Raw genomic sequence first — 14,323 nt, 5'->3', positions numbered from 1 at the left:
TTTCAGTCCAGGCCATGTGATCCTCCGTAGTCTTGGTAAACCACAGAGAATCATAAACTCCTGAAATCGCTCAACTTAATTTTCGGTTCGGCTCTAAGGGATTTAAGTTGCGATCTGAAACGACGCTGCTCGCAGTAAAACATCAAAAATATCTGGAAAAGCAATGGCCTCGGAGTGAAGCCCACTTGCCATGAAACTGGTAAAATGAGCACGCAGATGCCGACTGTATTATTGGAACATAAACAGCCGGCATCGAGAATGAACCGCATTCGCTGAGAGCGTGGTCTTGTCGGTGCGATGCGCCTGGGTGTTTTATCCGCCCGAAGCTGGCTCCCAGTTTTGGGGGACATGGAGCAATTGCGGAAACATGCATTCTACAAAACGCGCAGCGGTTGGCTGTGGCTCGTGATTGGCCAATCCAGGTCGCTCGTTGGCTTCGATGAACACATAATCAGGCGTTTCAGGTGATTTCACCATGAAATCAATTCCCACAACCGGGATGTCGATTGCGCGGGCAGCCTTGCAGGCGGCTTCGACGAGAGACGGATGCACCATTGCCGTTACATCGTGAATCGTGCCTCCCGTATGGAGATTGGCCGCCTTGCGTACGGTGATTTCGTGTGCATCCGCGAGAATATCGTCAAGCGTAAGCCCCTGCTGCTCAAGGCAACGTCTGGTCTCGGCATCAATCGGAATCCGGCTTTCACCGCCTGTTGCTGCAAGACGGCGACGTGACTGGACCTCGATAAGCCGTCGAATCGTGGATTTGCCATCGCCGATCACCCGCGGTGGTCGGCGTATCGCCGCCGCCACCAGCTTAAAGTCGATAATAACCAGCCGAAGATCATCGCCCTCAAAACAGGCTTCGAGCAACACCTGGTCGCACACTTCGCGTGCTTGCTTGATGGCGGCGCGCAAGTCTTTCATCGTCGTTACGCCGACTGAAATTCCACGCCCCTGTTCCCCGCGCGCGGGCTTTACGACCAGTTTATCGTGCTTTGCGAGAAAGGCTTCGAGCGTCTTGTCTTCGGCGTTTGCTGCTATCTGCTCGGGCACACTCAGGCCCGCTTTTGCGACGGTTCTGCGCGTGACGGCCTTGTCATCACAGATGGACATGGCAACACCCGATGTCATTTCCGAAAGGCTCTCGCGGCAATGGATCGAACGCCCGCCATGGGACAGGCGAAAAAAGCCGCCTTTGGCGTCTGTAATATCGACATGCACGCCGCGCCTTAGCGCTTCATCGACAATAATGCGCGCATAGGGGTTGAGCGCGCCAATTGCGTTGATCGGTTGCGCAAAGAATTTTTCATTGATCGCGTTCTTGCGTTTGATCGTGAAAAGCGGAACGCGGCGGAATTTCAATTTTTCATAAAGGCGGATTGCATTGTCATTGTCGTATAGCACTGACAAATCCACGTGATTAAGCCCGCGTGCCTGAAAATGCTCGGCAAGCTTGCGCACAAGCTTTTCGCCAATACCCGGCTGTCGCGCCTGCGGATGCACGGCAAGGCACCAAAGTGAGCCGCCCTGATCCCTGTCGTTAAACAAACGTTGGTGATTGATGCCGGTGACAGTGCCGACAATTTCGCTGCTCGCGTCATCCTGCGCAACAAAATAGGTGACGGCTCGATTATCGCGTTCACATGAGAAGAAATCCGGGCGCAATTGCACCATGCCGCAGGCCGCATAAACGGCATTGATTCCGTCTGCATCGATTTCCGACACAGCGCGGCGAATGCTGATGCCACGCGTCTGGCGACCGCCGGCACGATAATTGGACAGATCAAGCCGGTAAGTGTGCGATGGATCGAGAAAGATTTCCTGCGGTGCCTGTGACAACAGCACATGCGGATCGCTGACATAAAACAGAATATCCCGGCTGGCCGGTGCTTCGGCGCGCAAGGCCTCAATGATTGCCTCGTTGCTTTCAAAGGTTTGTGCAAAAAGCAATCTGCCCCAACCGCAATCAAGCATCACATTGCGGTTGGTGGTGTCACTCGCGCCCTGCGCGTTGCCGTTTGAATGCTCCTGATAAAACCCTGCGCCTTCGGGTGTGCGCAGCCTCGTCAGCCTGTGCGAGAAAGCGTTTCTCCCTCTTGCTTTCTGCCGGGTCATGTCAACCTCACTTGTCTTTTTCATCTTAGGCCTCCCCATTTCAGGCCTCTTGCGTCTGAAGCCACATTTCCAGAAGTCCAGCCTGCCAGAGTTCCGAACCGCGCAACGGTGTGATGTGCTCCGACGGGTTCGCAAACAGACGATCCAGATAATCGCGCTGGAAAAGTCCGCGTTCGCGCGCCTTTTGCGATGAAAGCGCATCGCGCAGCATATCGAGATAGGGGCCAGCGATATATTTAAGCTGCGGCACCGGGAAATATCCCTTCTTGCGGTCGATCACAGCACTTGGGACGATCTTGCGTGCGACATCTTTCAAAATGCCTTTGCCGCCGTCGCGCAGCTTTTCCTCAGGTGGCATACGTGCGGCAAGCTCGACCAGTTCGTGATCAAGAAACGGCACCCGCGCTTCCAGACCCCAGGCCATGGTCATATTGTCGACGCGCTTGACCGGGTCATCGACCAGCATGATATTGCTGTCGAGACGAAGCGCGCGGTCAACCGGCGTATCAGCGCCATCGCGCAGCAAATGCTCTTCGATGAGATCACGGCTATAGTCGCGATCTGTCATCCAGTCGGGCGATAGCTGGGTTTTAAGCACATCATGCGAGCGGTCACAGAATGCCTTGGCATAATCGCTGACCACATCATTGGAGTCGACCAATGGCGGATACCAGTGATAGCCCGCGAAAACCTCGTCAGCCCCCTGGCCGGATTGTACGACCTTGATATGCTTGGAGACTTCCTTGGAAAGCAGATAGAATCCGACATTATCATAGGAAACCATGGGTTCCGACATGGCGGCAATGGTGCCGGGAAGCGCATCCATCAGATCGGAAGACGGGACAAAGATCTTGTGATGGTCTGTGCCGAAATGTTTGGCGATAAGGTCGGAATAGACGAACTCGTCGCCTTTTTCGCCGTTGGCTTCTTCAAAACCGACAGAAAAGCTCATCAGTCCTGCCTGACCAGCTTCTGCAAGCAGGCCGACAATCAGGCTTGAATCCACACCACCTGACAGAAGAACGCCAACCGGAACGTCGGAGATCATGCGGCGCTTTACGGCCAAGCGCAATTTATCAAGAAGCTGCTCTTGCCATTCTTCACGGCTGATGGCGTTGTCGCTTGGCCGACGGCTGTGCGGGGGCTGCCAGTAGATACGGTCGCGAAATTCACCATTGGCCTGATAAACGCGAATGGTGGCTGCTGGCAGCTTGCGCACGCCATTATAAATGGTGCGCGGCGGTGGCACCACGGCATGAAAACTCATGTAATTATGCAAGGCTGCGCGGTCGATTGACGTGTCGATGCCACCAGCTTTAACAAGCGCTGGAAGCGTTGATGCAAAGCGCAATGCGCCATTAACTTGCGCAAGGTAGAGCGGCTTGATGCCAAAACGGTCACGGGCAAAGATTAGTTTGCCGGTATCGCGCTCATGGATGGCAAAGGCGAACATGCCGTGAAAACGCGAAACGCATTCCTCGCCCCAGGCATGCCACGCCTTGATGATCACTTCTGTGTCGCCATCGGAGAAAAAGCGATAGCCCATCGCTTCAAGTTCCGTGCGCAATTCCCGGAAATTATAAATACACCCATTAAAGACGACGCTTATACCCAGATCTGCGTCGATCATGGGCTGCTGGGATTTTTCAGACAGATCAAGGATCTGCAATCGCCGATGTCCGAAACCGACATGACCACGCACCACGATGCCAGATGCATCTGGACCTCTGGGCGCAAGGCAGTCTGCCATTTTCGAGATTGCCGAAACCGATGGTGTTGCACCATCGAACCTGACTTCTCCGCAAATTCCACACATAAAAAGGGTCGAAACCTCCATTGTAGTAACAACAAATGAGGCCGTCGTATGAGTGTATCGACGGCCTGCACATATTGCTAATGCGCGTGCGCCGGGATGGTTCCGAAATTTTTGCTTTTTACGGATTTTGGCTTTTTGACAGCAGTTTTGCCTTGGAAATCATGTATTCTTCGGCTGAAATCATGTGTTCTAGGGCTATTTTGCGCGCATCTTCGGGGCGGTTTTCAATCAAAGATGCCAAAAGGCGATGCTGAAACAACAGGCCTTCCTCGCGCGAGCTGGGTGTGGGATCGGCATAAATTGCGCGGGCGAGGGGCATATCACGCAGCAGCTTATGGGTAAGGCGGCAGATAAATCCGAGAAGCCGGTTGGGGCAACGTTGTGCAAGCTCGCTGTGAAAATCGAGCTCTGCTACGCGCTGCTGAAACTGATCATCAAGATTTTTCGGCGCGCGGTCGTAAAACCGCATCGTGCTTTCCAGCCTTTCCAGATCGGAACTGTCCAGCTTGCCTGCAAGCGATGCCGCAATTTCCGGCTCAAGCAGCTTGCGTATGGCATAAATCTCTTCAAGACCCGGTTGATCGAAGAAAAAATAATGTCCCAGCATTTCCATAGCATGTTCCGCCGATGGTTCGGCTACGAAAACACCGCCGCCTGGGCCGGTCCGCGTGAACAGCAGGCCCTGGGTTTCAAGCGCTTTCATCGCTTCGCGCACTGTCCCTTTTGCCGCCTTGAATTGGTCAATCAGGTCTTTTTCCTGCGGCAGCCGGTCACCGGGTTGCAGGCCTTCTGTCTGAATGACATGCCGGATACGCTCAGCAATCACCTCGGGCCGTCGCTTCGCTTTGCCTGGCGAAGCAGCATGAAGTTTGGTGCGGCTGTTTTGGGCCATGCCTTGCTACTCTCTTTTTATACGCGGCGCGCTATCGATAAGCTGACGTGTATAGGCATGTTGCGGGTTGGTAAAAAGGTCTTCCGCCGTGGCTTCCTCGACTATTTTCCCATAATACATCACAGCCACGCGGTCACTGATCGCCTCAACAACCGCAAGGTCGTGACTGATGAAAAGATAGGACAGGCCAAATTCCTGTTTCAACGCATCAAGCAACAGCAGCACTTGTGCCTGAACCGAGACATCGAGCGCACTAACCGGCTCATCAAGAACGATGATTTCAGCATTTGCTGCAAGTGTTCGGGCTATGGCGATGCGCTGCGCCTGTCCACCGGAAAACTCATGTGGATAACGTGATAAGGTGTCTTTGGGCATTTGAACGGCGTCGAGCAGCTCTTCCATGCGCCTTTGGCGCTGGCCTTGCTCAAGCCCCCCAAGAAGTTTCAGCGGCGTTTCGAGGATTTGTCGGATGGTCTTGCGCGGGTTAAGCGAAGCAACCGGGTCCTGAAACACATATTGAATAACTTTGCCAAAAGCCCGTGGTCCGGAACGTCGAAGAGCGCTTGCATCCTGACCGGCAATTGTCATTGTTCCATCGCTTGGGTCTGTCAGGCCCACCAGCATGCGCGCCAAAGTGCTTTTGCCGGAGCCACTCTCGCCGACAATGGCCAGGGTTTCACCACGTGCCAGAGTAAGCGAGACTGACTTGACCGCTTCGACGGTGTGGCGCTGTTTGCCAAAAATTGGGCGTCCGCCACCAAAGGTTTTGCTCAGATTGTGCACGCTGATTGCTGCGTTTGTCATGTTGCAACACCCCTCTGCTTATCATTGAACAGCTTTGCAACCCGGTCGTGAAAGCCCCCTCCCTGACCCAGTTCCGGCACGCAGGCAATCAGCCGCTTGGTATAGTTATGCTGCGGATCTGCGAGCACAGCCTTTGCGGTGCCTGTTTCAACGATTTCGCCATCCTTCATAACGGCAACGCGATCACAGATTTCAGAAACCACGCCAAAATCATGGGTGATGAACAACAGTGCCATACCCCGTTCGCGTTGCAGATCGCGCAGCAATTCGAGGATACGTGCCTGCACCGTGACATCAAGTGCGGTCGTGGGTTCGTCCGCAATGATAATATCGGGGTCGTTGGCAAGCGCCATAGCGATGCCGACGCGCTGGCGCTGACCACCGGAAAGCTGGTGCGGATAATGGTCTGCGCGCTCGGGAGCGTCGGGAATGCCGACTTTCTCAAGCAAAGCGATTGCCTGCCTTCGGCGTTCGGATGCGCTCATCGTGCTATGCGCGCTGATTGCTTCCTCTACTTGTTTGCCGATTGAATACATCGGATGCAGCGTGGTCAGCGGATCCTGAAACACATAGGCAACTTTGCTGCCGCGCGTTGCAGTCAGTTCGGTTTCCGTCATATTCAGCACGTCGTTCCCATCAAGATAGATGGCACCATTGCGGATCAATCCAGGCGGTGAGGCAACCAATCCCATGATGGAAAGCGCTGTCACGCTTTTGCCAGAGCCGCTTTCGCCAATCAGGCCAAGGCATTCGCCACGATTGAGATGCAGCGATACTTGCTTGACCGCCGGTGTGTAGCTGCCATTGTTGACGAAGCCGGTTTCGAGTTTTTCAACGGCCAGAGCTGCGTCGGGCATCGCGGCTTTGGGCACGCTTCTGTTTTTGGCAATGGCGGTTCGTGCGCCGGGTCTTGCCAATGCACCGGAACGAAGCCGTGGATCGAGCACATCGCGGACGCCATCGCCCAGAACATTCAGGCTGATGACAATCAGAAAAATCATCAGGCCCGGCACAATGGAGACATGCGGTGCCGTGAACATTTGCGCGCGGCCTTCGCCAAGCATAGAACCGAGATCGGCTTGCGGTGGTTGTGCCCCAAGACCCAGAAAGCTCAAACCGGCTGTTTCAAGGATCATCCAGCCCGCCGTTGTCGACATGGTGATGACAATCACCGGCAACACATTTGGCAGCACTTCTGTGAGCAGAATTGAAATATGCCCCTTGCCTGAAAGCCGTGCGGCATCAACAAACTCACGATTGGCAAGGCCGAGTGCGGTGCCGCGCACATTACGCGCAAAGAAGGGAATATTGACGACCGCAATTGCATAAAGTGCATTCATCAATCCCGGCCCAAGGGCTGCGACGATTGCAAGCGCCAGCAGAATATAGGGGAAAGCCATCAACATATCGACGCCGCGCATCATCAGATTATCTGTGCGTCCGCCTGCATAACCCGCAACGATGCCAATGGTTGAGCCGATGATTGCGGCAATCAGCGTGGCTGCAAAGCCAACCGCAATCGAAACACGAGAGCCCCACAGAAGGCGGCTGAGAATATCGCGACCGAGCTGATCGGTGCCCAAAAGATGCCCCGCGCTAAAGACGGGTTGCAGCCTGTTGGCGGGTGCTGTCGCATCCGGGTTCGGCAGCGGTAGGATGGGCACGATGAGGATGAGAACGCAGATCAGTGCCAGCAGGAAAAAGCCAAAAGCTGCAAGGCGATTGCTCATCAGCAATTGCCATGACGACAGACGTTCAGGCGTGTCCGAAACTGCGCTCATGTGCGTATCCTCGGATCAAGCATGGTCTGGATGACATCGGCAAGCAGATTAAACAGCACATAGCTGGCTGCCACGATCAGCACGCCGCCCTGCACAAGCAGGATGTCGCGGGTCGAAATTGCCTTGACTAGCATGGCGCCGATACCGGGCCATTGAAACACGGTTTCAATATAGACCGCGCCGCCCAGCACAAAGCCTGCCTGAATGCCGATAACGGGAATGACAGTGACAAGGGCCGCACGAAAGGCATGTCCGTAGATCACGCGGCGCTCGTTCAGCCCCTTGGCGCGTGCTGTGCGGATATAATCCTGCCGCAGCACTTCAAGCATTGCACCGCGCGTTAATCGTGCAATCACACCAGCCGCAACCACGGCAAGGGTGGAAGCAGGCAGGATCAGGTGCCAGATGAGATCTTTGAGATCACCGCCGCCATAGACCGCATACATGCCGGAAGCGGGAAGAAAACGCCAGTGAACCGCGAAGAGGTAGATCAGCAGAAGCCCAAGCCAGAAAGATGGGATCGAAATGCCAGCAAGCACGATGAAAGTAATTGCGCGATCAGCCCATCCGAACTGACGAACCGCGGATATGATGCCAGCGAAAAGCCCGAATATCGTGCAGAGCACGAGCGCAACGCCTGCCAGAATGAGCGTGGCATGAAACCGTTCCAGCACTTCATCAAGCACCGGGCGGTTCAACACGAAGGAGCGCCCGAAATCCCCATGCAGGAGGTTGCTGATCCAGATGAAATATTGCTGGATCAACGGCTTATCAAGACCGAGGTCGCGGTTGATCCGCTCGACATTTTCCGGCGTGGCATAAGAGCCGAGGAGGGCTGTTGCGGTGTCGCCGGGAATTGATGCCATCACCAGAAAGACGATGACCGATAGCCCGAAAAGCACGGGAATGACTGCGACGAGCCGCTTGAGGATATAGACTGGCATTGGCTCTCCTCCGCTTTATATTTTGCATCAAAGGCTTTGGCAAATTTGCGCCAGCCACATGATTGCTGGCGCAATGTTTTATTGCTTGGTTACATCTTTGAGATGCAGCAGGAACGAAGGTTGAAGCCTGAAATTCTGCACGGCTGCGGTGGTGACGGCGTTTTGTTTCCAGTTGGCAACGAAAAGCCATGGCGCATCGTCGTGAACAATCGACTGAATCTCGCCATAGAGCTTGCCGCGCTCCGCCTGATCCGTTGATTGACGCGCTTTGGCCAGCAGGTCATCGACTTTGGGATTGGAATAATAGCCGGAGTTAAACCCGCCCTTGTCTGGCAATGCTTCGGTGCGCAGTGTGAGGAAGGGAACCGTATCCGGGTCATTGGTCATCCATGCCATTTCGGCCATGTCCGCCTTGCCATCAAGACCGGAATTCACACGACCAAGGAAGGTGTTCCACTCGTAGGTTTCGATTTTCACTTTAAAGCCTGCGGCCTGAAGATCGGCCTGAATGGCAGCACCCATATTGATCGGATCAAGCATCCCAGAGCCGCCTTCCGTGACATAGAAGGTCAATTCCGGATTGGTCTGATCTGCTTCCTGAAGCAGGGCTTTGGCTTTTTCGAGATCATAAGGATAAGGCTCGGTCGTATCGTTAACCCAGTTGAAAGCGGGCGGCACCGGACCGGCTGCAACGGTGGCAGAGCCTTGCAGGACGTTATCGACCAAGCCTTGTTTGTTGACTGCATAATTTGCGGCCTGACGGACTTTCTTATCTGCAAACGGACCGCTCTTCGTGTTGAGAATGTTAAACCACACATGGGGCCCGGCCTGTTCTGCGACAGCAAAATTCGCATCCTGTTTGAAGGTCGCAAGGTTATCCGGCGGCACCTCAACCATGATGTCGATACCGCCTGCCATCATTTCAGCGACGCGGGTATTGGCATCGGTGATAGGCCGGAAGACAATCGCATTGAGTGTCGGTGCCGTGTCCCAATAATCGGGATTGCGCTCAACCACCACTCGCTGACCGGATTGCCATTCAGCAAATTTGAACGGACCGGTTCCCGATGGGTGGCGACCAAATTCAGTGCCATATTGTTCGACGGCGGCTGGCGAAACGATGAGGCCGGTCGGATAGGCGAGGTTTGACAGGAAGGGCGCGAACGGCTCTTTCAGTTTGAATTCGACGGTGTTTGTATCGACCGCATTCACGCTTTCGATGGATTCAAAGTTGAAAGACAGCGGGAATGGACCGGTATTATAGAAAGGGTGATCCTTGTTCAGCATCCGCTCGAAGTTGAATTTGACCGCCTCGGCATTGAAATCGGAGCCGTCGTGGAATTTGATACCTTCTTTCAGCTTGAACTTATAGGTTTTTCCGTCATCTGAGATGGTCCAGCTTTCCGCAAGCGCTGGCTCAATCTCAAGCGTCCCATCCTTATAGCGCACCAGACCATCATAGACGTTTACAAGGATACGAAAATCATTGGTTGCTGTCACCGTATGAGGGTCGAGTGATTGTGGTTCGGCGATCTGCCCCACAATCAGCACATCGGGCGGTGTCTGCGCGCCAGCGTGAAATGTCGCTGAACCCAGAACCAGAGTGGCCGCGGTTAAAACGGCGCGAAATAACCTCTTCATCAGCGGTTCCTTTCGTTTGGCCATGTTTGCCTGCAAGTCTGTCTGGGTTAATTTATAGGGAGAAAATGGAGTTTATCAATAAATTATCATAATTAATTTACGCGCATGAAAAAGGCGGGATGAACCCGCCTTGCCAATGTCGTCGCCTGAATGGCTATTCTGTCGGCGTGTCTTCGGGCTTCAAATCCTGCTCAGCCGTGGTCGATGTCTGATGGGTGAAGCCCTTGAGACCCTTGGTTGTTTCCTCAGCATCGCGCTTGATCTCGACATCACTCATTGCATAATGAACGCTCAGCTTTGCGATGGAGGTGAGTGCGCTCAAATGAATGCGCTCATAGCCATGCGAGGCATCCACACCAAAGGTCAGAAGCGCCGTGCGCACATCATGTCCGGCCTCGACAGCCGATGCCGCATCCGAGCGATAATAGCGGAAAACATCTTTCTGCACGGGGATATCGTGCTCGCCGCAGAGCTCGTATAGCTTCCGGGTGAGGTGATAATCGAACGGGCCAGTCTGGTCTGCCATGGCAAGCGTTACACCAAACTCCGATGAGTTCTGTCCGGGTGCGGTTGTGCCATTATCGATCGCCACAAGCGATGCTATTTCAGGAACAACGACAGCAGAAGCACCCGCTCCGACCTCTTCAGCAATCGTGAAAAGCCAATAGGTGTCAACGGGCGTTTCAATATTCAGGCGTTGCATGGCTTCAAGAGAAGCGAGCATGATGGCAACGCCGGCCTTGTCATCGAGATGGCGCGAAACAATAAACCCGTTGTCAATGAACTCCGGCATTGGATCAACGGCAACAATATCGCCCACATCAATGCCAAGTTCGATCAGGTCTTCCTTGTTGCGGGCAAGCGCATCCACGCGCAGCTCAATATAATTCCAGCCGACAGGGAGCGTATCCACTTCTTCATTAAAGGTGTGACCGGAGGCTTTCAGCGGCAGGATGGAACCGCGATAGATACCTTTGGAGGAAAAGATCGAAACGCGCGCACCTTCGGCAAAGCGTGCCGACCAGTTGCCAATTGAAACAAGCTCCAGCCGTCCGTTGGATTTCAGATACTTAACTTGCGCTCCGAGCGTGTCTAAATGGGAGACAATACCGCGCGCTGGTTTACGGGATTTTCCATTGCGACGTGCGCGGATCGCCCCGCGCCGCGTCAGAATGACTTCGAGGCCGAGCCGCTCCAGTTCGCGTGCAACAAAATGCACTGCTTCGTCTGTGAAGCCGGTCGGGCTTGGAATTGCCAGCAGGGCCGCTAATTTTTCGAGGAGATAGTTTTGATTGATCGCAATTTTGGTCATGCCTGATAATTTATTGGTAAGTTTTCAGACGTCAACTGTCGAATATAATTTAAATTTTTATACAGTCGTTCCGGCTTTATCGATTTTTCCCTGTGAAATATCTATAAACAACTAAAAAATATCAATCACTATAGAAGTTTTATATATTGAAAATATTCAATTAATTTACGTATTATAATCATGTATTTTAAATGTTTATTAGTTTAAATTGAAATTATATCTAATTATTTAACATATTTGCTTATTTAGTGAAATAGTCGATTTTGTTAAATATTCAGACACCGGTTTTGTATAAGAGAGTTGAGCGCAATAGCCGTGGGGAATAGTCCTGATGTTGAGCATTCGTAATGGCAATGACAGGCTCTTTATTGCGCTCGCGGCCATTCTGGGAATTTTAATTACTCTTATGCTCGGCCAAATTGAGCTGGTGCGTCTGTCTTATGCTCGACTGAATGATTATCGCGATAACGTGCTGTCCAATGCAGTTGATGTCGCCCATGATGGGCGCAATACGCTTGCTTTAATCAATAGCAGTGATCGCGAACCGTGCTCGGATGAGGATTTAACAGAAATCCGCCGTCTTGCATTTAAGGCACCGTTTTTACGTGATGTTGGGCGTGTGGAAAACAACCGGATCATCTGTACGGCGCTCTGGGGGCGTTTCTCTCCGCCGGAAGTTTTGCCGCAACCAGATCGCGTGGTGGATAATGGACATCATTTGTGGGCGAATGCATCCAATATAGGCAAGCACTCCGGCAATGTGGATATGGTCGCGAGGGGATCAGCCATCGTCTTCACATCGCCGATTGCATTCGCTCTACACGAGAAAGCAGATGCAAATTTGAGTGCACATGTGATCAGCCGCGACGGCCATTACATCTATCGTTCATTTGGTGATGTCAGTCATCTGCAGACGGATATGCCGCACCAGCTTGCATGGTATGATTTAAGGTCTCGCCGTCTTGTTTCGCGATGCGATGACGATTTTGATATCTGTGTTATTGCAAGTCTTACCGGGGTCAGCGTGTTACAGCAGCCGGTTGGCGTATTGCTGGCAATTGCAGGCTTTGGGGCACTGGTTGGTGGAGGAGGGGGGCTTGCTGCGGTTCGCTGGCGGCGGGGATATGCATCACTGCCTCAGCAGATAAAGCGGTCAATTGCTACGGAACGCATGAGTGTTGTTTATCAGCCACTGGTAAGGCTGCATGATGAGAAAGTGATTGGCGCTGAGGTGCTGGCGCGCTTGCTTGATGATCTCCATAACTCCATTTCACCGGACGTTTTCATTCCGATCGCCGAAAAGCTTGGTATCATCGGGGATGTAACGCGTCTTATCATACGCAATGCGCTGAAAGAGATGCAGCCTTTTTTGAAAAATAATGGCAATTTTTATTTGAGTATCAATGTGTCTGCGGAAGATGTTCTCGACACTGAATTGCGTGTTTTTCTGGAAAATGAAGTGAAGCGCCATGGCTTGTCACCATGCCAGATCATTTTGGAAGTGACAGAACGTTCAACGGCACATCATAGCCATCTCATTGAAAAGATGAAGTCGTTTCGAGAGAGTGGTTACGAGTTTTTCATTGATGATTTTGGAACAGGCTATTCCAATCTCGCTTATCTGGCAAAGCTTCCAATCAGCGGTATTAAGATCGATAAAATGTTTACGCAGGCAATTGGAACAGAGGCAGTCAGCGCTGAAATTGTCGAGAATATCTGTAGCATTGCGCGCCGCCTCGACTTGAAGATTGTTGTCGAGGGGATCGAAAAGCCGGAGCAGGCCGCTTATGTGTTAAAGCTCCACCCGGATGCTGTCGGTCAGGGTTGGCTGTTTGGACGCCCGGTGCCAATTGCTAATTTCAGTCTGAAACGAGGCAAAGAATGCTGACTGGCTATGGCGATTGAATGCTCTGAGTTGTTAAAGGTTTCAACCGGCGCACAGTGTTGGTGTTCAACGGTGTCGCGGGCTGGTCAAATGGAAGCGCGGGAAGATTTCCATATTGAGATAGTCTTCATCGAAGCTGGAAATTTGCGTGAGGGCCGGCTTGTTGAGAAATTCAACAAGATTGTTGCGAAAAGTCAGCAAGCCATCGCTACGCAGCTCACGTAACATACGGTTGATATGAATGGCGGTTAGCCCCAGTGCATCGCCAAGCTCTGTCTGGGTGAGGGGGCAAAAAAAGGAAACCGCATTGCCCGTGCCGTTTAAACGCGCGCGATGCCCGAGTTCAAGCAATAGATGCGCCACACGTACCAGCCCGCTGCGCCGCCCGATGCTGATGACATGTTCAACAAGAATGGCGCGCTGTCGCGCCATCAGCTCTATAAAAGTCATGGCCAGGCGCGGCGATTTCACAAGACATTCCGTCAGGTGGTCGAGAGAAAGTTCAAAAACGGACATTTCGGTCACCGAAATCAAAGTGTAGTAATTAAAGCCGATGCCCGTGCGGAAGCCCAGAAAATCCCCTTTCATGGGAAAGTCGAGTATCTGGCGATCTCCATCGGCCAGATCACGATAGATGCATCCCCAGCCGCTCTTGATAATGTGAAGCGAGTTTGCCCAGTCGCCCTGACTGCTGACGATGGTGTGGGGTGCATAGGTTTTCACCAATACGGGCAGCGCACCAAGAACGTTAAAGTCGTTTTCTTCAAAAACCGCACCAATTGGCGGGCTCTCCAGAAAATGGCGCAGTGTTTTTGAATCGTCAACATTCACAATCATTGGCATTCGTCCTGCCGCCGCCCAAAAATTGGAGATTGCTTCTTTAGCGATTCGATTTTTAGTGATCGTTTGGGGGCCGAAGCGCTTCCATAAATGTCAGCGAGCGCTGCTATTTTGACAAGGTAGTAATTTCTACCACTAATTGCGTATATTTATAATATTTTCCTAAACCATATTTCACGTAATTGCCTAATCTAGCGCTCGTGGACAAAGGGTATCCATAGTTTGACTGCAGCGATTGCGACGAAACCGAGGTAGGATTCCTTGGTCTTGTCATAGCGCGTCGCAACGCG

General features: G+C 52.7%; 10 protein-coding genes. 1 reads left to right on the top strand and 9 read right to left on the bottom strand.

Annotated features, from left to right (window positions below):
- Positions 1-312 precede the first annotated feature (312 nt).
- From ngg to VBH83_RS18480, 8 genes are all read right to left on the bottom strand, one after another.
- Positions 313-2,142: an N-acetylglutaminylglutamine synthetase gene (ngg, locus tag VBH83_RS18515; RefSeq protein ID WP_265986465.1), complete on the bottom strand. Its 1,830-nt coding sequence runs from the start codon at positions 2,140-2,142 to the stop codon at positions 313-315.
- A 16-nt stretch (positions 2,143-2,158) separates the two neighbouring features.
- Positions 2,159-3,934 carry an N-acetylglutaminylglutamine amidotransferase gene (locus tag VBH83_RS18510; RefSeq protein ID WP_265986464.1) on the bottom strand — a complete coding sequence of 592 codons (1,776 nt, stop codon included), beginning with the start codon at positions 3,932-3,934 and terminating at the stop codon, positions 2,159-2,161.
- A 118-nt stretch (positions 3,935-4,052) separates the two neighbouring features.
- On the bottom strand, positions 4,053-4,826 hold the full coding sequence (locus tag VBH83_RS18505; RefSeq protein ID WP_265986463.1) for a FadR/GntR family transcriptional regulator: 774 nt from the start codon (positions 4,824-4,826) through the stop codon (positions 4,053-4,055).
- 6 nt (positions 4,827-4,832) lie between these two features.
- Positions 4,833-5,630, bottom strand: a complete 798-nt coding sequence (locus tag VBH83_RS18500; RefSeq protein WP_265986462.1) for an ATP-binding cassette domain-containing protein — start codon at positions 5,628-5,630, stop codon at positions 4,833-4,835.
- On the bottom strand, positions 5,627-7,411 hold the full coding sequence (locus tag VBH83_RS18495) for a dipeptide/oligopeptide/nickel ABC transporter permease/ATP-binding protein (protein ID WP_265986461.1): 1,785 nt from the start codon (positions 7,409-7,411) through the stop codon (positions 5,627-5,629). Before VBH83_RS18495 ends, VBH83_RS18500 begins: the two co-directional genes overlap by 4 nt.
- Positions 7,408-8,355, bottom strand: coding sequence for an ABC transporter permease (locus tag VBH83_RS18490; protein ID WP_396998993.1), 948 nt, complete (start codon positions 8,353-8,355; stop codon positions 7,408-7,410). The genes VBH83_RS18495 and VBH83_RS18490 overlap by 4 nt, the downstream gene beginning before the upstream one ends.
- Before the next feature lie 78 nt (positions 8,356-8,433).
- Positions 8,434-9,996: an ABC transporter substrate-binding protein gene (locus tag VBH83_RS18485; protein ID WP_265986459.1), complete on the bottom strand. Its 1,563-nt coding sequence runs from the start codon at positions 9,994-9,996 to the stop codon at positions 8,434-8,436.
- A gap of 154 nt (positions 9,997-10,150) precedes the next feature.
- A complete protein-coding gene (locus VBH83_RS18480) occupies positions 10,151-11,308 on the bottom strand; it encodes an osmoprotectant NAGGN system M42 family peptidase (protein ID WP_265986458.1) in 1,158 nt (385 codons plus the stop codon).
- Positions 11,309-11,639: 331 nt separating this feature from the next.
- Here VBH83_RS18480 and VBH83_RS18475 point away from each other — a divergent pair, with 331 nt between their 5' ends.
- On the top strand, positions 11,640-13,196 hold the full coding sequence (locus VBH83_RS18475) for an EAL domain-containing protein (protein ID WP_265986457.1): 1,557 nt from the start codon (positions 11,640-11,642) through the stop codon (positions 13,194-13,196).
- A 63-nt stretch (positions 13,197-13,259) separates the two neighbouring features.
- Here VBH83_RS18475 and VBH83_RS18470 read toward each other — a convergent pair whose 3' ends face one another.
- Positions 13,260-14,030, bottom strand: coding sequence for a Crp/Fnr family transcriptional regulator (locus VBH83_RS18470; protein WP_265986456.1), 771 nt, complete (start codon positions 14,028-14,030; stop codon positions 13,260-13,262).
- Positions 14,031-14,323: the final 293 nt, after the last annotated feature.

The sequence above is a fragment of the Ochrobactrum sp. S1502_03 genome (assembly GCF_044435015.1).
Classification (GTDB): Bacteria; Pseudomonadota; Alphaproteobacteria; order Rhizobiales; family Rhizobiaceae; genus Brucella; species Brucella chromiisoli.
Note: the sequence above shows the minus strand (reverse complement) of the source record. Positions and strands in the feature narration are given on the sequence as shown.

Coding starts and splice junctions, on each gene's coding strand:
- VBH83_RS18495 (WP_265986461.1), bottom strand. CDS start 7,411: ATGAGCGCAGTTTCGGACACGCCTGAACGTCTGTCGTCATGGCAATTG.
- VBH83_RS18485 (WP_265986459.1), bottom strand. CDS start 9,996: ATGAAGAGGTTATTTCGCGCCGTTTTAACCGCGGCCACTCTGGTTCTG.
- VBH83_RS18480 (WP_265986458.1), bottom strand. CDS start 11,308: ATGACCAAAATTGCGATCAATCAAAACTATCTCCTCGAAAAATTAGCG.
- VBH83_RS18470 (WP_265986456.1), bottom strand. CDS start 14,030: ATGATTGTGAATGTTGACGATTCAAAAACACTGCGCCATTTTCTGGAG.
- VBH83_RS18490 (WP_396998993.1), bottom strand. CDS start 8,355: ATGCCAGTCTATATCCTCAAGCGGCTCGTCGCAGTCATTCCCGTGCTT.
- VBH83_RS18505 (WP_265986463.1), bottom strand. CDS start 4,826: ATGGCCCAAAACAGCCGCACCAAACTTCATGCTGCTTCGCCAGGCAAA.
- ngg (WP_265986465.1), bottom strand. CDS start 2,142: ATGAAAAAGACAAGTGAGGTTGACATGACCCGGCAGAAAGCAAGAGGG.
- VBH83_RS18475 (WP_265986457.1), top strand. CDS start 11,640: ATGTTGAGCATTCGTAATGGCAATGACAGGCTCTTTATTGCGCTCGCG.
- VBH83_RS18500 (WP_265986462.1), bottom strand. CDS start 5,630: ATGACAAACGCAGCAATCAGCGTGCACAATCTGAGCAAAACCTTTGGT.
- VBH83_RS18510 (WP_265986464.1), bottom strand. CDS start 3,934: ATGTGTGGAATTTGCGGAGAAGTCAGGTTCGATGGTGCAACACCATCG.